Source organism: Streptomyces sp. NPDC104106 (assembly GCF_055584345.1).
The window spans coordinates 438,133-457,085 of the sequence record NZ_JBVJMF010000002.1 but is presented as its reverse complement, the minus strand read 5'-3'; the positions used below and the strand labels follow the sequence as shown (position 1 = coordinate 457,085).

The 18,953-nt window shown below is 72.9% G+C and carries 15 protein-coding genes; 9 read left to right on the top strand and 6 right to left on the bottom strand.

Features of this window, described 5'->3' with window-relative positions; all coding sequences use genetic code 11:
• The first annotated feature begins 35 nt into the window (after window positions 1–35).
• Window positions 36–1,499 (top strand): catalase, encoded by a 1,464-nt coding sequence (locus ACZ60X_RS05935; RefSeq protein WP_469593762.1) that lies wholly within the window; start codon window positions 36–38, stop codon window positions 1,497–1,499.
• An 875-nt stretch (window positions 1,500–2,374) separates the two neighbouring features.
• Window positions 2,375–2,608, top strand: a complete 234-nt coding sequence (locus ACZ60X_RS05930) for a hypothetical protein (protein ID WP_469593760.1) — start codon at window positions 2,375–2,377, stop codon at window positions 2,606–2,608.
• A gap of 73 nt (window positions 2,609–2,681) precedes the next feature.
• On the opposite strand, the gene gcl is transcribed toward ACZ60X_RS05930, so the two are convergent.
• A complete protein-coding gene (gene gcl, locus ACZ60X_RS05925; protein WP_469593758.1) occupies window positions 2,682–4,469 on the bottom strand; it encodes a glyoxylate carboligase in 1,788 nt (595 codons plus the stop codon).
• Between the two features lie 261 nt (window positions 4,470–4,730).
• On the opposite strand from gcl, the gene ACZ60X_RS05920 reads away from it, so the two are divergent.
• The gene (locus tag ACZ60X_RS05920) at window positions 4,731–5,495 is read left to right on the top strand and encodes a hypothetical protein (RefSeq protein WP_469593755.1); all 765 of its coding nucleotides are present in this window, start codon (window positions 4,731–4,733) and stop codon (window positions 5,493–5,495) included.
• Between the two features lie 131 nt (window positions 5,496–5,626).
• Here the strand turns inward: ACZ60X_RS05920 and ACZ60X_RS05915 are convergent, their stop codons facing one another.
• Both ACZ60X_RS05915 and ACZ60X_RS05910 read right to left on the bottom strand, forming a co-directional pair.
• Window positions 5,627–7,219 (bottom strand): AMP-binding protein, encoded by a 1,593-nt coding sequence (locus ACZ60X_RS05915; protein ID WP_469593753.1) that lies wholly within the window; start codon window positions 7,217–7,219, stop codon window positions 5,627–5,629.
• On the bottom strand, window positions 7,216–8,889 hold the full coding sequence (locus ACZ60X_RS05910) for an AMP-binding protein (RefSeq protein ID WP_469593751.1): 1,674 nt from the start codon (window positions 8,887–8,889) through the stop codon (window positions 7,216–7,218). Before ACZ60X_RS05910 ends, ACZ60X_RS05915 begins: the two co-directional genes overlap by 4 nt.
• 152 nt (window positions 8,890–9,041) lie before the next feature.
• Between ACZ60X_RS05910 and ACZ60X_RS05905 the strand changes: the two genes are divergently transcribed.
• The 3 genes from ACZ60X_RS05905 (at window position 9,042) to ACZ60X_RS05895 (ending at window position 13,880) form a co-directional block, all read left to right on the top strand.
• Entirely contained in the window at window positions 9,042–9,872 is an 831-nt protein-coding gene (locus ACZ60X_RS05905) for a helix-turn-helix transcriptional regulator (RefSeq protein ID WP_469593748.1), read from the top strand.
• A gap of 163 nt (window positions 9,873–10,035) precedes the next feature.
• Entirely contained in the window at window positions 10,036–12,885 is a 2,850-nt protein-coding gene (locus ACZ60X_RS05900) for a helix-turn-helix transcriptional regulator (protein ID WP_469593745.1), read from the top strand.
• Window positions 12,886–13,088: 203 nt separating this feature from the next.
• Entirely contained in the window at window positions 13,089–13,880 is a 792-nt protein-coding gene (locus tag ACZ60X_RS05895; protein WP_469593743.1) for a S1 family peptidase, read from the top strand.
• Window positions 13,881–14,004: 124 nt separating this feature from the next.
• On the opposite strand, the gene ACZ60X_RS05890 is transcribed toward ACZ60X_RS05895, so the two are convergent.
• Complete coding sequence (locus ACZ60X_RS05890) at window positions 14,005–14,397, bottom strand: hypothetical protein (protein ID WP_469593741.1); 393 nt, start codon at window positions 14,395–14,397, stop codon at window positions 14,005–14,007.
• A gap of 311 nt (window positions 14,398–14,708) precedes the next feature.
• On the bottom strand, window positions 14,709–15,350 hold the full coding sequence (locus ACZ60X_RS05885) for a phosphoribosyltransferase (protein ID WP_469593738.1): 642 nt from the start codon (window positions 15,348–15,350) through the stop codon (window positions 14,709–14,711).
• 191 nt (window positions 15,351–15,541) lie between these two features.
• Between ACZ60X_RS05885 and ACZ60X_RS05880 the strand changes: the two genes are divergently transcribed.
• Together ACZ60X_RS05880 and ACZ60X_RS05875 are read left to right on the top strand one after the other, a co-directional pair.
• A complete protein-coding gene (locus ACZ60X_RS05880; RefSeq protein ID WP_469594405.1) occupies window positions 15,542–16,309 on the top strand; it encodes a polysaccharide deacetylase family protein in 768 nt (255 codons plus the stop codon).
• A 27-nt stretch (window positions 16,310–16,336) separates the two neighbouring features.
• Window positions 16,337–16,777, top strand: a complete 441-nt coding sequence (locus tag ACZ60X_RS05875; protein WP_469593736.1) for an SRPBCC family protein — start codon at window positions 16,337–16,339, stop codon at window positions 16,775–16,777.
• A gap of 131 nt (window positions 16,778–16,908) precedes the next feature.
• Here the strand turns inward: ACZ60X_RS05875 and ACZ60X_RS05870 are convergent, their stop codons facing one another.
• Entirely contained in the window at window positions 16,909–17,973 is a 1,065-nt protein-coding gene (locus ACZ60X_RS05870) for an aldo/keto reductase (RefSeq protein ID WP_469593734.1), read from the bottom strand.
• 117 nt (window positions 17,974–18,090) lie between these two features.
• Between ACZ60X_RS05870 and ACZ60X_RS05865 the strand changes: the two genes are divergently transcribed.
• Window positions 18,091–18,924 carry a helix-turn-helix transcriptional regulator gene (locus ACZ60X_RS05865; protein WP_469593732.1) on the top strand — a complete coding sequence of 278 codons (834 nt, stop codon included), beginning with the start codon at window positions 18,091–18,093 and terminating at the stop codon, window positions 18,922–18,924.
• Window positions 18,925–18,953: the final 29 nt, after the last annotated feature.

The following is an 18,953-nucleotide window of genomic DNA, read 5'->3' as shown; positions in this document are numbered from 1 at the left end:
CAGTTTTCCGCTGCCACTCGTACGGAAGGTCCACGATGTCGAAGCGCGTGCTCACGACAGAGTCCGGCGCCCCGGTCGCCGACAACCAGAACTCCGCCTCCGCCGGCGTCGGCGGCCCGCTCCTGATCCAGGACCAGCAGCTCCTGGAGAAGCTCGCGCGCTTCAACCGCGAGCGCATCCCGGAGCGCGTGGTGCACGCCCGTGGCTCCGGCGCCTACGGCCACTTCGAGGTGACGGACGACGTCACCGGCTTCACCCACGCCGGCTTCCTCAGCGAGATCGGCAGGCGCACCGAGGTGTTCGTGCGCTTCTCCACGGTCGCCGACTCCCTCGGCGGCGCCGACGCCGTCCGCGACCCGCGCGGCTTCGCGGTGAAGTTCTACACCGAGGAGGGCAACTACGACCTCGTCGGCAACAACACCCCGGTGTTCTTCATCAAGGACCCGATCAAGTTCCCCGACTTCATCCACTCTCAGAAGCGCGACCCGTTCACCGGCCGCACCGAGATGGACAACGTCTGGGACTTCTGGGCGAACTCCCCCGAGGCCACGCACCAGGTGACCTGGCTGATGGGCGACCGCGGCATCCCGGCGTCGTACCGCCACATGAACGGCTACGGCTCGCACACCTACCAGTGGACGAACGAGGCGGGCGAGGCCTTCTTCGTGAAGTACCACTTCAAGACCAACCAGGGCATCCGCTGCCTGAGCAGCGAGCAGGCCGCGGAGCTGGCGGGCAAGGACCCCGATTCGCACCAGACGGACCTGCTCCAGGCCATCGAGCGCGGGGTGCACCCGTCCTGGACCCTGTACGTCCAGCTCATGCCGGCGGCCGAGGCGGCCGACTACCGCTTCAACCCGTTCGACGTGACCAAGGTGTGGCCGCACCGGGACTACCCGCTGCAGCGCGTGGGCCGGCTGGTCCTGGACCGCAACGCGGACAACGTCTTCGCCGAGGTCGAGCAGGCCGCGTTCTCCCCGAACAACTTCGTTCCAGGCATCGGCCCGTCCCCCGACAAGATGCTCCAGGGCCGCCTGTTCGCCTACGCGGACGCGCACCGCTACCGCCTGGGCGTCAACCACACCCTGCTCGCCGTGAACGCCCCCAAGGCGGTCCCGGGCGGCGCCCGGAACTACGGCCGCGACGGCTACATGGCCGTCAACGGCCAGGGCCGCGGCGCCAAGAACTACGAGCCGAACTCCTACGACGGGCCGGCCGAGACCGGCCGCCCGCTCTCGGCCCCGCTGGCGGTGTCCGGCCACACGGGCAACCACTCCGCGCCCCTGCACACCAAGGACGACGACTTCTTCCAGGCGGGCGAGCTGTACCGCCTGATGTCCGAGGAGGAGAAGTCCCGCCTGATCGCGAACATCGCCGGCGGCCTGTCGCAGGTCAGCCGCGACGACGTGATCGAGAAGAACCTGGCCCACTTCCACGCCGCCGACCCTGAGTACGGCAAGCGCGTGCAGGAGGCGGTCCGCGCCCTGCGCGAGGACTGAAGCGGCCAGTGACGCCCGAGCGGCGTACGGAACCTGACGGGAGGTCAGCAATCTCCGTACGCGGCCCGCGCGGCACGCCCGGCGGCCCGGATGAGGGGTGGCCGGCGGGCTTCGGCGCGCGGGCAGGGCGAGGACCGCGGCGGCGTGCGAGCCAGTGCGGTGGTGAAGGACCCGCGTCCCCTTCTCGACCAGAGGGAAGGACGACCCGGTCTCCGTCGCATCCGCCGCGGTCCCACCCGGAACCCGTTGCCGGGTCCCCCCGACCCCGTCCGGCGGCGCGAACGACCTGTCGCGCCCAGCCTCGCGCCGCCGGACGGCCAGCCACCAGGACGCTCCCCACGCCGGCTCGACGCCGGCGGCGAGGGAGCGTTCGGCGTTGTCGAGGAGTTCCTCCGCCGGCAGCTCGGGATGCAGACCGGGTGGCCGACCAGCGCCGGGGCACCGGCACGCGGGGTCTCGATGCCGTACTCCTCGCGGCGCTTGATCCGGGGCTTCCCGCGTCTCATGGCCCGCTCGGGTTCGACGATGTGCAAGGCTCCGTCAGCACCGGCGGGCTTCTTCCGCGGGGTGCTCGACGTCGATCCGGCCGCCTCTCGTCAGGCGCTCCGGCCGCAAGGCGATCTCCGATGCGCCGCGCGGGATCACCTAGCGGCCCAGCCGGGCCGGCCGGAGCCCGCAAGAAGGCGGAGTCCCCACCCCGGGGCTCGAAGCGGCCCAGCACCTCCTCGGCGCTCGCGCCGGGACCCTCTCGGAGGCAGGCCCGCCTCTCCTCCCCGAGCCACCTGTGCATCGCCCGCAGGCTGCTCGCCACGTCCTCGGTCAGCGCCGAACGCAGCCGACGTGCGAGAAGACCACGGGCGCCGCACGCTGAACGCATGGGCAATCCGACGCAGTACCCGCACATCGTGGTCCACGCCCCCGCGCTGGACGGCTCCCGGCGGGTCACCGAGGGGGAGGTGACCCTGGGGATCGCCTCTCATCTGGACGACGTCGTGGAGATCCTGCGGCTGGCCGACCTGGACCGCGTCGAGGTGGAGGAGAGCGATCTGATCGAGTGGCAGGGGGGCGGCCCGGAGGACTGGCCGGGGCTGTCGGAACACGAGGTGTAGGGCCTTGCGGGAACGCCGAAGGGCGGCCCGTCCTTCCGGACGGGCCGCCCTTCGGCGCGTGGTGCTGCGGCCGTCAGACCTTCAGCGGCTTGATCGAGGTCGGCGCGTGGCCCGGCTCGGTGGCCAGGTCCTCGAACTCGGAGATGTCGCTGATGTCCATGGTGCGGCTCATCGAGATGTTGGTGATCCGCTCCAGGATCGCCTCGACGACGACCGGCACCCGGTACTCGGCGGCCAGCTTCTTCGCCTGCTCGAAGGCCGCGCCCAGCTGGTCCGGCTCGGTGACCCGGATCGCCTTGCAGCCCAGGCCCTCGGCGACCTTGACGTGGTCCACGCCGTAGACACCGATCTCGGGCGTGTTGATGTTCTCGAACTCCAGGTTCACCTGGAAGTTGATGTCCAGGCCGATCTGCGCCTGGCGGATCAGGCCCAGGTAGGCGTTGTTCACCAGCACGTGGACGTAGGGGATCCTGTGCTGGGCGGCGACGGCCAGCTCCTCGATCAGGAACTGGAAGTCGTAGTCGCCGGACAGGGCCACGACCGGGGAGTCCGGGTCGGCCTTGGCGACGCCGATCGCGGCAGGGATGGTCCAGCCGAGCGGGCCGGCCTGGCCGCAGTTGATCCAGTGGCGGGGCTTGTAGACGTGCAGCATCTGCGCGCCGGCGATCTGGGACAGGCCGATGGTGGTGACGTACCGGGTGTCCGGGCCGAAGGCCTTGTTCATCTCCTCGTACACGCGCTGCGGCTTCATCGGCACGTTGTCGAAGTGCGTACGGCGCAGCAGCGTCGCCCTGCGCTCCTGCGTCGAGGCGACCCAGTCGGCGCGGTCGGGCAGCTTGCCGGCCGCCTTCAGCTCCTTCGCCACCTCGACGAACAGCTCCAGCGCGGCCTTGGCGTCGGAGACGACACCGTAGTCCGGCGGGAAGATCCTGCCGATCTGGGTGGGCTCGATGTCGACGTGGACGAACTTGCGCTCGCCCCGGTAGACGTCGAGCTTGTAGCCGGTGTGGCGGTTGGCCCAGCGGTTGCCGATGCCGAGGACGACGTCGGACTCCAGGAAGTTGGCGTTGCCGTAGCGGTGCGAGGTCTGCACGCCGACCATGCCGGCGTTCAGCTCGTGGTCGTCGGGCAGCACGCCCCAGCCCATCAGCGTCGGGACGACCGGGGTCTGGGTCAGTTCGGCGAACTCCACCAGCAGGTCGGCGGCGTCGGCGCCCAAGACGCCGCCGCCGGCGACGATGACCGGGCGCTCGGCGGCCAGCAGGAAGGAGATCGCCTTCTCGATCTGGGCGCGGGTCGCGGCCGGCTTGTAGACGGGCAGCGGTTCGTACGTCTCCGGGTCGAACTCGATCTCGGTGAGCTGGACGTCGATCGGCAGGTCGATCAGGACCGGGCCGGGCCGGCCCGAGCGCATCAGGTGGAAGGCCTGCTGGAAGACGCCGGGCACCTGGGCGGCCTCCAGGACGGTGACCGCCATCTTCGTCACCGGCCCCGCGATCGAGGCGATGTCGACGGCCTGGAAGTCCTCCTTGTGGATCACGTTGGTGGGTGCCTGGCCCGTGATGCACAGGATCGGGATCGAGTCGCCGACGGCCGAGTACAGGCCGGTGATCATGTCGGTGCCGGCCGGTCCGGAGGTGCCGATGCAGACGCCGATGTTGCCCGGCTTGGTACGGGTGTAGCCCTCGGCCATGTGCGAGGCGCCCTCGACGTGGCGGGCGAGGGTGTGGTGGATACCGCCGCCCTCCTTCAGCGCCTTGTAGAACGGGTTGATCGCCGCGCCCGGCACACCGAAGGCGTCGGTGACGCCCTCGCGCTTGAGGATCTCAACTGCCGCGCGGGCAGCGGTCATACGAGCCATCGAGTACTCCTGCTTCGGCTTCTCGGATGCGTACTCCCGTCGCGCCCCGCGGTGAGCACAGTCTCCAGAGTCGGCTGATTCCGCATAACTTTCGCATTGCGGAATTTAGTTTCTACTATCTGGAAGCAATGTAGGCGGGGTGGGCGAAAGCCGTCAAGGGATTCCGGACAGGGCCGCGAGACGCGGCAAGCGCCGGACAAGCGGGGCGGGAGGGGAGGACGATGAGGGGCGCTGTCTTGACGCGACGCCTGGGGGTGGGCCATGCCCGAGAGCGTGCCGGTGCACTGCCCGGTCTGCCGGCGCGAGCACGTCTACACCGCGCCGGCGTATCCGTGCGTGTGCGGTGCCCCGGTCGCCCCGTGTCTCGACCCGGCCGCCGAACCGGTCGTGGCGGTCCACCGGGCCTGGGACGAGGAGTGGCTCACGCTGGCGTGCGCCGCGTGCGGACGCCACAACCAGTGGCCGCGCCCGGAACTGGGCTGCCCCTGCGGCGCCGTCCTGCACGTCCCGGTGATCCCCTCACCGGCACCGGCAGGAGCGGGTGATCCCGCGCCGCCGCCGACCACGGCGGCACCCGCCGCGGGCCGGGCCCCCGCCGGCCGTCCCGCGTTCCAGCCGCGCGCCATTCGCACCGCCCGTGACGCGGTGACCACCGCCGCGCTGTATCTGCGCCGGCTCGGCTACCGGGGCATCCGGCGCGCCGACCAGCGGCCGCCCAACGGCATCGGACTCGCCGCGCGGGGGCTGCTCGCGCAGGTGGACCCGACCGTCCGCCCGGCGACGCCGCGGGACGTGGAGTGCCTGTGGCTGACGGCGATGACGGAGTCGGCGGACTGCGTGTACTTCTCGCTGGCCGGTTACACCGACGACGCCCGCCGGTGCGCGGCCGCCCTCCGCGTCCCTCTGTTCGTGCTGGACCTCACGGGCACCCCCCAGCCGGAGAACGACGCCGCGGACACCCTGAACTCCCGGGGCGCACCGGACGAGGCGGCGCGGACCCGGGACGAACACACCTCAGGCGGCTGAGCAGACCCGGGCCGCACACCGCACGCACTCCCCGCCCCCGCCGGACAGGCGACACGAACGCGGGACGGACGCACCCCGGGCGGCCGAGGAGACGGGGGCCGGCCGCCCGCCTCCAGGCACGGGCCGGCGGGTCAGCCCCCGTACGTCTCCCGCAGCTCGATCTTGCGCACCTTCCCGGACACCGTCATCGGGAAGGAGCCGAGGAGCTGCAGCCGGCTGGGGATCTTGTAGTGGGCCAGCCGGCCCTCGCAGAAGGCGCGCAGGTCCTCCAGCGTGAGCGGGTCGGCGGTGTCCCGCGGGATGACGCAGGCGAGCACCTCCTCGCCGTACGTCTCGTGCGGCACCCCGACGACCTGGACGTCCTTGATCTTCGGGTGGCCGTAGAGGAACTCCTCGATCTCGCGCGGGTAGATGTTCTCGCCACCCCGGATGACCATGTCCTTGATGCGGCCGACGATCTCGACGTACCCGTCCTCGCGCATGACCGCCAGGTCCCCGGTGTGCATCCAGCGGCCCGCGTCCACGGCCTCGGCGGTCTTCTCGGGCTCGTTCCAGTAGCCGAGCATCACGCTGTAGCCGCGGGTGCACAACTCGCCCGCCAGGCCGCGCCGTCGGGTGACGCCCGTGGCCGGGTCGACGACCTTGACCTCCAGGTGCGGCAGCACCCGGCCGACGGTGGCGGTGCGGTGTTCCAGGTCGTCCTCGATCCGCGTCTGCAGGGACACCGGCGACGTCTCGGTCATGCCGTAGCAGATCGACACCTCGGCCATGTGCATCTCGGCGACGACCCGCTTCATCACCTCCACCGGGCAGGGCGAGCCGGCCATGATCCCGGTGCGCAGGGTGGACAGGTCGTAGGAGGCGAAGTCGGGGAGGTTCAGCTCCGCGATGAACATCGTCGGCACGCCGTACAGGGACGTGCACCGCTCCCGCTGCACCGCCTCCAGCGTGGCCCTCGGCTCGAAGGACGGCGCCGGGATGACGATGCAGGCGCCGTGCGAGGTGGCCGCGAGGTTGCCCATCACCATGCCGAAGCAGTGGTAGAAGGGCACCGGGACGCAGATCCGGTCCTGTTCGGTGTAGGAGACCAACTCCCCCACGAAGTAGCCGTTGTTGAGGATGTTGTGGTGGGAGAGGGTGGCGCCCTTCGGGAAGCCGGTCGTGCCCGAGGTGTACTGGATATTGATGGGGTCGTCACAGGAGAGCTCCTCGTAGGGGGCGTCCCCGGTGCCCCGCGCGAGCAGCGCCTGCCAGCCCGGGTCGCCGATGTACACGACCTCGCGCAGCTCGGGGCACCTGCCCCGTACCTCGTCCACCATCGCCCGGTAGTCGCTGGACTTGTGGCGCAGGGAGGCGAACAGCAGCGAGATCCCCGCCTGGCGCAGGACGTACTCGACCTCGTGGGTGCGGTAGGCCGGGTTGATGTTCACCATGATCGCGCCGACGCGGGCGGTGGCGTACTGCACCAGGACCCACTCGGGGCAGTTGACCGCCCAGATGCCCACCCGGTCGCCCTTGGCCACACCGCTCGCCACCAGCGCCTGTGCCAGCTCCTCGACGGCCGCGCCGAACCCGGCGTACGTCCAGCGCCGCCCGGACGGCACATCGACCAGCGCCTCGCGCTCCGGCCACAGCGCCACGGCCCGGTCCAGGTCGGCGCCGATGGTGTCGCCGAGCAGGGCGGTGGAACCGGTTCCGTGGGTGTACGACAGCGATGCGCTCACCGGAAGTCCTCCTCGCGGTACTCGTCCTCGGAGCCCTGGGCCGTGGCCTCGCGCAGCTCGATGCGGCGGATCTTGCCGGACACGGTCTTGGGCAGGGCGCCGAACTCCAGCCTGCGGATGCGCTTGTAGGGGGCGAGCACCTGGCGGGAGTGCTCGAAGATCACCTTCGCGGTGTCCGGGCCCGGCTCGTAGCCCTCGGCGAGGACGACGTACGCCTTGGGCACCGCGAGGCGCAGCTCGTCCGGCGCGGGGACGACGGCGGCCTCGGCGACCGCCTCGTGCTCCAGCAGCGCGCTCTCCAGCTCGAACGGACTGATCTTGTAGTCGGAGGCCTTGAAGACGTCATCAGCGCGCCCGACATAAAAGACATATCCGTCTTCGTCCCGGCGGCCGATGTCCCCCGTGCGGTAGTAGCCGCCCGCCATGGCCTCGGCCGTACGGTCCGGGTCGCCGTGGTAGCCGGTCATCAGGCCGACCGGGCGCTCGGAGAGGTCGAGGGCGATCTCGCCCTCCACGGCGCCGGGCGCGCCGGAGACCGGGTCGAGGAACTCGACGCGGTAGCCGGGGCTCGGGCGGCCCATGGAACCGGTCTTGAGCATCTGCCCGGGGCTGTTGGAGACCTGCACGGCGGTCTCGGTCTGCCCGAAGCCGTCCCTGACGGTGACGCCCCAGGCCCGCCGGACCTGCTCGATCACCTCGGGGTTCAGCGGTTCCCCGGCGGCGACGGCCTCGCGCGGCGGGGTGGCGAGCCGGCCGAGGTCGGCCTGGATGAGCATGCGCCACACGGTCGGCGGGGCGCAGAACGTCGTCACGCCCGACCGGTCCATCTCGGCCATCAGCCGGGTCGCGTCGAAGCGCGTGTAGTTGTACAGGAAGACGGTCGCCTCGGCGTTCCACGGCGCGAACAGGTTCGACCAGGCGTGCTTGGCCCAGCCGGGCGAGGAGATGTTCAGGTGCACGTCACCCGGCTTCAGGCCGATCCAGTACATGGTCGCCAGGTGCCCGATCGGGTACGAGGTGTGGCTGTGCTCGACCAGCTTGGGGCGGGCGGTCGTACCGGAGGTGAAGTACAGCATCAGCGGGTCGTCGGCCAGGGTCGGGCCGTCGGGCACGAAGCCGGCGGGGGCGGTGTACGCGTCCTCGTACGGCTCCCAGCCCTCCTCGGGCAGGCCGCCGACCGAGATCCGGGTGTAGGCGCCGGGCACGTCCGCGAACTTGGCGGTGTCCTCGGCCCGTGCGACCACGTGCCGGACCCGGCCCCGCTCCACGCGGTCGCGCAGGTCGGCCGGGCCGAGCAGCGGGGTGGCCGGGATGACGACCGCGCGCAGCTTCATCGCGGCCAGCGCGGTCTCCCACAGTTCGGCCTGGTTGCCGAGCATCACCAGGACGCGGTCCTCGGCGGCGACGCCCCGCGCGCGCAGGTGGTTCGCGACCCGGTTCGAGCGCTCGGCCATCTCGGCGAAGGACAGCTTCGTCTCGGCGCCGTCCTCCTCGACGATGTGCAGCGCGGTCCGGTCGTTTCCGGCGGCGATCGCGTCGAACCAGTCCAGCGCCCAGTTGAACCGCGCGGGCCGCGGCCAGCTGAAGCCCTCGTAGGCGGTGGCGTAGTCCTCGCGGTGTTCCAGCAGGAAGTCCCGGGCGTCGCGGAACGCATCGGTCACCGTGCTCATCACATAACTCCTCGCTGCTGCCGGACCATTGCCGGGCGGCTCTCTGGCATCGTCTAATCCGTGATGCAGGTCTCACTACCCCCGAACGGGGGTGCGCGGCACACGCACGTCGTGCCGGTGACAGACGCGGGCCGCGCCGAAGGAGCGATGACATGGCGGCAGAGGCCGTGGCAGCGGTGGAGATCCGCGGTGCGCTGGCCCGGTTGCGGTACGCCACGGGGCTTCCCGTCGCCTTCGGCGGGCTGCTGGTGCCGGGCCGGCCGCAGATCCGGATCAGCGAGCTGAGCGGCACGCGCACGGCGGCGCTGCGCGCGCTCGCGGTGACCTCCGGCAACGGGCTCGGCGGCAAGGCGGTGGCGCTGGCCCGGCCGTGCGCGGTGACGGACTACTCCAGCTCCCGGCAGATCAGCCACGAGTACGACGTCCAGGTGGCCGCGGAGGGCATCCGCTCCGTCGTGGCCGTGCCGGTGGTGGTGCGGCGCCGGGTGCGCGGGGTGCTGTACGGCGCGCTGCGCTCGGCCCAGCCGCTCGGCGACCGCACGCTGGGCGCGGCCATGGGCGTGGCCCGGGACATGGAGCAGGCGCTGGTGGTGCGCGACGAGGCACGGGAACTGCTGGCGGCGGCCCGTCCGGAGCCGGCCGGCGCGGAGCGCGGGGCCGCCTGGGAGCAGGTGCGCGAGGCCCACGCGGCGCTGCGCGCGCTCGCGCCCCGGATCCCGGACCCCGGGCTGCGGGCGGAACTGCTGGCCGCGTGCGGGCTGCTGGCGGCACCCCGGCCGGCCGGGGGCGCGACCCTGGCGCCGCGCGAACTCGACGTGCTGTCCTGGGTGGCGGCGGGGGCCACCAACGCGGCCGTGGCCGACCGGCTGGACCTGCGCCCGGAGACGGTCAAGGGCTATCTGCGTTCGGCGATGCGGAAGCTGGGCGCCCACACGCGAGGGGAGGCGGTGACCGCGGCCCGCAGGGCGGGGCTGCTGCCGTAGCGGGGTCGACCGCGACAGCAGTAAACAAACCTTCCTAATCAATCGGAACGCCCTTGATTTTCCCCGGGCTTGGCCTTCTGTTATTTCCCTCACCACGGCTTCCGTCCGAATTTCGGGGATCGTTGCCTAGAATTTGGCCCGGACACGACACACGAGGGGAGCGGTGACCGTGCGACGGGACTTCCAGGAACCTGCCAAGTGCCGTCCCGACCTGGTCATCGGCCGCGAGGAGCTGTTCACCGACGCTCGTGACCAGCTCACCTCGGGCGGCAGTGTGCTCCTCCACGGTCCCGCCGGAATAGGGAAATCCACCGTCCTGCGCGCATTGGCCGAGGAATACGGGGCCGCCGCGCACACCGTACTGCGCTGCTCGGCCACCGAGTCCGAATCCCACCTTCCCTTCCTGGCCCTCGCCGACCTCCTCGGGCTGGTCCTCGACGACATCGCCCCGCGGCTGCCGGCCGCCCAGCGCACCGCCCTGGAATCGGCGCTCACCGGCCGCGGCGAGTCCAGCCTCCAGCGCGACGGGCTCGCCCTGCGCCTCGCCGTGCTCTCCGCGCTGCGCGCGCTGGCCGCCCGCGGCGGGGTGCTCGTGGTCGCCGACGACCTGCAGTGGCTGGACCCGGCCAGCGCCGAACTGCTCGGCTTCGCCGCCCGGCGCCTGGAGGGCACGCCGGTGCAACTGCTGTGCGCGGTGCGCACCGAGGAGCAGCAGAGCCAGGAGTACGACCGGCACCTGCGCGCCTGCCCGCCGGGCACCCTCGCGGTGCGGCTCGGCGCGCTGAGCCGCACCCAGATCGCCCAGTTGCTCGACCACCGTGGCCACGGCCACCTGCCCCGCTCCACCGTCCGCGAGATCCACCGCACCTCCGGCGGCAACCCGCTGTTCGCGCTGGAACTGGGCCGCGCCCTCGCCGAGAGCCCCACCCCGCCCCGGCCGGGCGAGCCGCTGCCGGTGCCGACCAGCCTGCGCGCCCTCGTCCTCAGCCGCCTGGACATGCTGTCCGTGGAGGCCCGCCGCACCCTGCTCGTGGCCAGCGCGGGCGCCCGGCCCACCCCGGCACTGCTGCACGCGGCGGGCCGGACCAACGCCGAGGCCGAGTGCGCCCAGGCCGCCGAACTGGGGCTGCTGGCCACCGAACCGGACGCCCCCGCCGTACGGTTCGCGCATCCGCTGATCTCCGCGGCGCTGTACGCCGAGACGCCCGCGCCCGAGCGGCGCGCCGCGCACGCGGCCCTGTCCCGGGCCGCCTCCGACCCGATCGAGCGAGCCCGGCACCTGGCGCTGGCCACCGTCGGCGCCGACCCCGAGGTGGCCGCCCGGCTCGCCGAGGCCGCCGCCCTCGCCCGGGACCGGGGCGCCCCCTCGGTCGCGGCCCAACTGGGTCTGCTGGCCGCCCGGCACACCCCGGTCGACGGCGCGCCGCGCCAGGAGGAGCGCCGGCTCCAGGCCGCCGAGGACGCCATCACCGCGGGCGAACTCGACCTGGCCCGGGACATCGCGCGCGAGGTGCTGGCCCGGGCCGCCGTGCCCGCCGACCGGGTGCGCGCCTGGATGATCGTCATCGACAGCGCCGGGCACACCATGGCCGAGGTCGACGCCGTCTTCCCGCAGGCCCTCGCAGACGCCGGCGACGACCCCCGGCTGCTGGCCCTGGTGCACTACCAGCTCGCGTGGCGGGCGCTGATCGTGGCGGGCGACTTCACCGAGGCCCGCGAGGCGGCCGCGCACGCCGCCGAGCTGGCCGCCCGCGGCGGCGAGAGACGCACCGAGCTGCTCGCCCTCGCCTTCCAGGCGCAGACCGAGACCCTGATGGGCCATCCGCAGGCGCCCCGCACCATCAAGCGCGCCCTGAAGGAGCCGCAGGATCCCCGGGTGGCCTGGCACCACAACGGGGCGCTCAGCGCCCGGTTCCGCTGGCTCGTCATGGGCGACCAGCTGGCCGAGGCCCGGGCGACGGTCACCGCGCTGCTGCGCGAGGTGCGCCGGCGCGGCTCGGTGGAGAGCGAGGTGCACTTCCTGCGCGGCCTCGCCGAGACGGAGCTGCGCTCCGGGCACTGCGGGCGCGCCCTGGAACTGGCCCGCGACAGTCTGCGCCTGGCCCGGGACTCGGGGATCGGCGAGACCGCCTCGGCGATGCTGACCTCGCTCGCGGAGGCCTCCGGCGGCGACGTGGACCGGGCCCTCGCGCTCGCCCGGGAGGCGGTGCAGCACGCCGAGGAGGACGGCGACCAGATGTACCTCTCGCGGGCCCTGGGCGCGCTCGGGTACGCCCAGCTGGTGGCCGGCGATCCGGCGGGCACGGTGCGCTCGCTGCGCCGGGTGCGCCGGCTGGAGCTGGGGCTCGGCATCACCGACCCGGCGCGCGGCCGCTGGCAGGGCGACCTCGCCGAGGCGCTGGTCCGCACCGGTGAACCGCAGGAGGCCCAGGACGTCATCGACGCGAGCCGGGAGCACGCGCTCCGGCTCGGCCGGGAGAGCGTCCTCGCCGTCCTGGACCGTTCGGAGGCGCTGGTGCGGGCCGCCCGGGGCGAGACGGAGGCCGCGCTCGCCCAGCTGACGTCGGCTCAGGACCGGCTCGGCAAGCTCGGCTACGGGCTGGAGGAGGCACGGGCCGCGTTCGCACTGGCCCGGCTGCGGCCGCGGCGGCCCGCCGGTGCGGAGGGGGCCGGGGCGCGGCGGCACGTGGGGGCGTTCGACGAGGCCACCCGGATGTTCCGCCGCTGCCGGGCGCTGCCCTGGCTGCGCCAGGTGGACGAGGCCCTGAGCACCCCGGAGCCGGTGCCGGGGCCGGCCGCGCCGGACGCCCTGGACGCGCTCGGCGTGCTGGCGGCGATGGAGCGTCAGGTCGCCGCGCTGGTCATGGAGGGTGCCACCAACCGGGAGATCGCCGCCCGGCTGTTCATCAGCGTCAAGACGGTGGAGGCGACCCTCACCCGGGTCTACCGCAAGCTGGGGATCCGGTCGCGGGTCGACATCGTCCGATTGGCGGCGGCTCACCGCGCGAAGTGAGAACCCGGCCGGTTAACTGAACCGGACCGAGGGTTTTCCCTCACCCGCCCCCCTAGGGGGTTCCCTCATTGGGAGCCGACCGTTCCGGGTCCTAGCGTAAAGGGCGTGCCGCTCGCTCGGGCACACGGGGGTCGGTCCCGCGACCCCCGTGCATCACCCGCCCGTGCGACTCCCCCACCGGTGCAACCCCACTGAGGAGACTCATGTTCGGCCTCACACGTGCCAGACGGACCGCCGCGACGGTGGTGGCCTGTACCGCCGCTGCGGCGAGCGCGCTCATCGCCTCCCCCACGGCGTACGCGGCCCCGCAGCCCATCGTCGGCGGTACGACCACGACGACGGCCGCGTACCCGTTCGTCATGCAGATCACGGACGCCGCCGGCAACCAGTTCTGCGGCGGCACCCTCGTGGCCGCGGACAAGGTCGTGACGGCCGCGCACTGCATGGTCGGCGAGTCGGCCGGCAACCTGCGCGTGGTCGGCGGCCGGACGTATCTGAACGGCACGGACGGCACGGTCAGCAAGGTCAGCAAGATCTGGATCAACCCGGACTACACGGACGCCACGAGCGGCCACGACGTGTCCGTGCTGACCCTGTCGACGTCGATGCCGTACACCACGGCGAAGTTCGTCTCCTCCTCGGACACCGGGGTGTACGCGGCCGGCACCACGGCGCGCATCCTCGGCTGGGGCACCACCTCGGAGAACGGCGGCTCCTCCAACCAGCTGCGGACCGCGACCGTCCCGCTCGTGGCCGACTCCAGCTGCAAGAGCTCCTACGGCTCGGACTTCGTCCAGTCCGACATGGTTTGCGCCGGATACACGTCCGGTGGCGTGGACACCTGCCAGGGCGACAGCGGCGGTCCCCTGCTCATCGGGGGCGTCCTGGCAGGGATCACTTCCTGGGGCGAGGGGTGCGCGGAGGCCGGCTACCCGGGTGTCTACACCCGGCTGGCCGCCTTCTCGGACCTGGTGACCGCGCAGGTCGACTCGTGACCGGGACACAGAACACCTGAGCACCCCTCAGGTAGATGCCAGGGGGACGTTGCGAGCCACCACGAGCGGCCCGCAACGTCCCCCTCTCCATGCCGTACGGCGCTGAGCCGAGCCGGGGGGCCGCTCAGCGCCGTACGAGGCCCCGGCACGGCGGAACCCCGGGGCAGCCGGGGCGGGGCGTGGTCGCACGCCGACGGCAGCCATGCCAGGGCGGGGGTGCGGCGCACGGACTTTGGGTTCCGCAGCAGGGCGTCGGGGTGATCGGGTGAGCCGGGTGGTCGAGCGTCGCCTCGGCGAAGGCGTCGCGCACCGAGGGCGGCATCGCGTCCGCTGCGTCGAAGCGGTGGACCGCGCGGTCGTCGAGCAGGGTCGCGGCGAGGGACCGGTGCCGGGCGGCGGCCCGCGGCAGACGGCTGAGGATCGTCCCGGCGGGACCCACGCGGCCGAAGGCGCAGGGGGTGCCCTCCTCCGCGCCGAGGACGATGCCGATGACCCGGCCGGTCGCGTGGTCGGCCACCGGGCCGCCGCTGCAACCGGGGGGGCGGCCGGTTCGCCGGGGGTACGCGGCCGCAGCCGGACCTGGCAGTCGCGGCCCGGAGCGGCTTTTCGGCGCGGCGCCGTGCCGGCGGCCTCCGTCGTCGCCGTCCGGGAAGCCGTACGTGACTCACTGCGCGTGCGGTGCCTCAACTACCGGTGTGCACCGGGGAGTTGCCGAGGCGCGGCGTCCGAGGTACGGGCGAGGGGCGGCTGCCGCACGGGCGATCCGTCCGTCCCCGAACGCGCACCCTGGGGCACCCCACCGGACCCGCCGCCCCAGCGGTCCCCACCTCACCGCCCCCGCAGCGCGGCGAGCACCTCCGCGTCCGTGAGCTGGTCGAAGTCCTCGTACCACTGCCCCACGGCGGAGAAGCCGGCCGGCCGGTGCGGGCACACGACCGTGTCGGCCTCGCCGCTGAGCGCGTCCAGCGAGTCGGGGGCGCCGACGGGTACGGCGAGGACGAGGTGCGCGGGCCGGCGGCGGCGGACGTGGCGCAGCGCCGCGCGGGCGGTGGCGCCGGTGGCCAGGCCGTCGTCGACGACGATCACCGTGCGTCCGGCCGGGTCCGGGGGCGGCCGGTCGCCGCGATAGCGCTCCTCGCGGCGGCGCAGTTCCTTCCGCTCGCGCTCGACCACCGGGGCCAGCAACTCCTCGGTCAGGCCGAGCATGCCGAGGGTGCCGGCGTCGAAGAGGGGCGGGTCGTCCGCCGCGAGCGCGCCGACGGCGAACTCCTCGTGGTGCGGGGCGCCGATCTTGCGGACGACCAGCACGTCGAGCGGGGCGCCGAGGGCCCGGGCGACCGGCTCGGCGACGGCGATGCCGCCGCGGGGCAGCGCGAGCACCAGGGGCTCGGCCAGCTCCTCCCGCTCGCACAGGTCGGCCACCTCTCCGGCCAGTTCCCGCCCGGCCTCGGCACGGTCCCTGAAGCGCATGGCTGGTCCTCCTCCGCGGGAGCCCCTGCCTCCATGGTGCTACGGCGCGCGGGACTACGACCCGTGGGCCGGGACCGGACCCGTACCGGACCCGCAGAGAATCGAACACATGCTCTATACACTCTGTGTATAGTCCAGGCATGCCTCTGTGGACCGACACGATCCCGACGCCGAAGCGCACGCCGAGAAAGATGCGCGAGACCGCCCGGAGGTTGCGCCCCGCGGTGCTCGCCTCGGCCGCCGCCTGCCTGGCGCTCGCGCTCGCGGGCTGCGCCCGGCTCGACACGACCGCGCCGAGCACCGCGCGGGCGCGGGCGGCGAAGGAGGCACCGGCGCCGTTCGGGACCGTCGACTGCCGCACGGCCAAGTGCATCGCGCTCACCTTCGACGCCGGGCCCAGCGAGAACTCGCCGCGGCTGCTCGACATCCTGAAGGAGAAGAAGGTCCCGGCCACGTTCTTCCTGCTCGGCAAGAACCACATCGAGAAGTACCCGCAGTTGGTCAAGCGGATGGCGGCCGAGGGCCACGAGGTGGCGAGCCACACCTGGGACCACGAGATCCTGACGCGGATACCGGACGCCCGGATACGCGAGGAGCTGAAGCGCCCCGACGACGCGATCGAGCGCCTCACCGGCCGCAGGCCCACCCTGATGCGCCCACCGCAGGGCCGCACCGACTCCGACGTGCACACAATCGCCAAGGAGGAGGGCCTGGCGGAGGTGTTGTGGAGCGTGACCGCCAAGGACTACACGACCGATGACTCGGCACTCATCGAGAAGCGCGTCCTTCAGCAGTCGTCCCGCGACGGGATCATCCTGCTGCACGACATCTACCCCGGCACGGTGCCGGCCGTGCCCGGCATCATCGACGCCCTGAAGGAGCGCGGCTACGTCTTCGTGACGGTGCCTCAGCTGCTGGCCCCCGGCAAGGCGGAACCGGGCAAGGTGTACCGCCCCTGACATCCGCCGGGCCCCTACCATCGGGCCGTGCCGATCTTCTCCTTCACCCGCACGGCCCCGCTCCCCCTCGACGAGGCGTGGCGCCGGCTCACCGACTGGCCCCGCCACGCCGACGCGGTCCCGCTGACCCGGATCACGGTGCTCACGCCCGGACCGACCCGGGTGGGCACGCGCTTCACGGCCCGCTCCGGCGCCGGCCCGCTGGCCTTCGACGACGTCATGGAGGTGACCGTCTGGCGCCCGCCCGCCGAGGGGCAGGGCGGACTGTGCCGCCTGGAGAAGCGGGGCCGGGTGGTGCTGGGCTGGGCCGAGATCGAGGTGGGCCCGGGGCCCGGGGGCCGTAGCCGGGTGGTGTGGCGGGAGGAGCTGCGGGTCCGCTTCCTGCCGCGCGCCTTCGACGGCGTACTGCAGCGCACGGCTCGGACGATGTTCGGGCGCGCGGTCAACCGGTTGCTTCGGCGGGTCTGAGCGGCAGCGCTCCCGAAGGGACGCAACGGCTGTGCCGGGCGGCCGCGGCGCCCGGGCGCGGCCCGCCACGGCCCTCACCGGGACCGCCGCCGAGGGCGGCGGTCGTGCCGCCCTCGGCGCTCGATAGGAGGTCAGCGGCGGGTCTCGATCGTCAGGTCGCCCGTGGTCACCCTGCGGATGTGGTCACTGGCGAGCACGTCGTGCGGGAATCCGAGGCCGACCGCGCTGACCTCGTCGAGGCGGGCCAGGTGGGAGGCGGTGAAGTCGACCTCCAGAGCGCCCAGATCGTCCTCCAGCTGCGCGGGGGTGCGGGCGCCGACGACCGGTGCGGTCACGCCCGGATTCCGCAGGGTCCAGGCCAGCGCGACCTGGGCGGGGGTGCGGCCCAGCTCCGCGGCGACCTCCTTCACGGCATCGGCGATGACGAGGTTGCGTTCGGTGAGCGTGCCCAGGGCGAGGTTGAAGCTCCTGCGGGTGCCGTCGGCGGACGCCGCCTGCGCTGCGGTCAGGTCGTCGCGGCCGTACCTGCCGCTGAGCACGCCGCCGGCCAGTGGTGAGTACGGGATCACACCCAGCCCCATCTCGCGTGCCATGGGGATCAGGTCACGCTCCCCGGTGCGCTCGGTCAGGTTGTATTCGATCTGCAGCGCGACCAGCGGCGACCAGCCGCGCAGGTCGGCGATGGTCTGCATGCGTGACACCTGCCAGGCCGGGGCGTTGGAGACCGCCACGTACAGCACCTTGCCCTGCCGGACCAGGTCGTCCAGGCCGCGCAGGATCTCCTCGACCGGTGTCGTGGCGTCCCACACGTGCAGGTAGAGCAGATCGATGTAGTCCGTGCCGAGCTGTCGCAGACTCGCGTGCACCGAAGCGAACAGGCTCTTGCGGTGGGCGCCCCCGGAATTGGGGTCACCGGGCCGGCGCAGCGTCGTGTACTTCGTCGCCAGCACCAGGCTTTCGCGCCTGCCGCGGGTGAACGCGCCCAGCAGGCGCTCGGAGCTGCCCTCGGTGTAGGTGCTGGCGGTGTCGACGAAGTTGCCGCCTCGCTCGACGTAGCGGTCGAACAGCTTGCGCGCCTCGTCCGGCTCGGCTCCCCAGCCCCACTCGGTGCCGAAGGTCGCCGCGCCCAGCGCCAGCGGTGAGACCCGCAGCCCGGAGCGGCCCAGCAGCCGGTAGGTGTCGAGGGTGAGCGGCATCGTGTCCTCCTGTGCTCGTGGTGCGTCGTCGAGAACAAGGCTGCGACCGCCGCGAGCCGGGGATAAGGGAAGGACTTTCCTGGGAACGCCGGTCCCACCCTGGCTGTTGGAACGCACATGACGCCCCACACCGTGGACACGACACAGGAGCTGGCCGCGTTCCTGCGGACCCGGCGCGAGCGCCTGGACCCGCACGCGCTCGGCCTGCCGCCGCGCCGGCGGGTCCGGCGCACCCCGGGACTGCGCCGGGAAGAGGTCGCCGAACTGGCCGGGGTCAGCGTCGACTACATCGTGCGGCTGGAACAGGGCCGAGGGCCGCGGCCCTCGGCGAGCGTCGTGGAGGCGCTGGCCCGGGCGCTGCGCCTGGCCCCCGACGAGCGCGCCTACCTCTACGACCTGGCCCAGCGGCGCCCCCGCGACGCCGGCGAGCCCGCCACCTCCGCGGCACCGCCGCTGGCCCGGCTGGTCGCCGACCTGTCGCCACTGCCGGCCATGCTGATGAACCACCGCTACGACATCCTCGCCTGGAACCGCGAGATGACGAGGCTGCTCCTGGATTTCGGCACCCTGCCCCCGCCGCGGCGCAATGCGATGTGGCTGTGCCTGATGCACCCGGGGACACGCGAGTTCTACGTCGACCGGGAACGCGTCGTGCGCGAGGGGATCGCCCACCTGCGCGCCGCGTGGGCCGCACATCCGCAGGACCGGGCGTTGACCGGCCTCATCGCCGAACTCCGAGCGTGCGACGAGGAGTTCGCGCGGGTGTGGGACGAGCGGGACATCAAGGTCAACGGCCGCGGGCACAAGGTGATGCGGCATCCCGGCGCCGGCGTGATCGCGGTGGACTTCGAGGTGCTCGTGCCGCTGCAGGATCCGGATCAGCGGTTGCTGGTCTGCCGCCCCGCGGACGATCGCAGCCGGTCGGCGCTGGACCGGCTGTGTCGCCCGTGACCCGTGCCTGCGCGGCGGACCGACGGTCG

Bases quoted from the DNA above. Each gene is read 5' to 3' on its own strand.
- ACZ60X_RS05935 (WP_469593762.1), top strand. From the start codon at position 36: ATGTCGAAGCGCGTGCTCACGACAGAGTCCGGCGCCCCGGTCGCCGAC.
- ACZ60X_RS05930 (WP_469593760.1), top strand. From the start codon at position 2,375: ATGGGCAATCCGACGCAGTACCCGCACATCGTGGTCCACGCCCCCGCG.
- gcl (WP_469593758.1), bottom strand. From the start codon at position 4,469: ATGGCTCGTATGACCGCTGCCCGCGCGGCAGTTGAGATCCTCAAGCGC.
- ACZ60X_RS05920 (WP_469593755.1), top strand. From the start codon at position 4,731: ATGCCCGAGAGCGTGCCGGTGCACTGCCCGGTCTGCCGGCGCGAGCAC.
- ACZ60X_RS05910 (WP_469593751.1), bottom strand. From the start codon at position 8,889: ATGAGCACGGTGACCGATGCGTTCCGCGACGCCCGGGACTTCCTGCTG.
- ACZ60X_RS05905 (WP_469593748.1), top strand. From the start codon at position 9,042: ATGGCGGCAGAGGCCGTGGCAGCGGTGGAGATCCGCGGTGCGCTGGCC.
- ACZ60X_RS05895 (WP_469593743.1), top strand. From the start codon at position 13,089: ATGTTCGGCCTCACACGTGCCAGACGGACCGCCGCGACGGTGGTGGCC.
- ACZ60X_RS05885 (WP_469593738.1), bottom strand. From the start codon at position 15,350: ATGCGCTTCAGGGACCGTGCCGAGGCCGGGCGGGAACTGGCCGGAGAG.
- ACZ60X_RS05880 (WP_469594405.1), top strand. From the start codon at position 15,542: ATGCGCGAGACCGCCCGGAGGTTGCGCCCCGCGGTGCTCGCCTCGGCC.
- ACZ60X_RS05870 (WP_469593734.1), bottom strand. From the start codon at position 17,973: ATGCCGCTCACCCTCGACACCTACCGGCTGCTGGGCCGCTCCGGGCTG.
- ACZ60X_RS05865 (WP_469593732.1), top strand. From the start codon at position 18,091: ATGACGCCCCACACCGTGGACACGACACAGGAGCTGGCCGCGTTCCTG.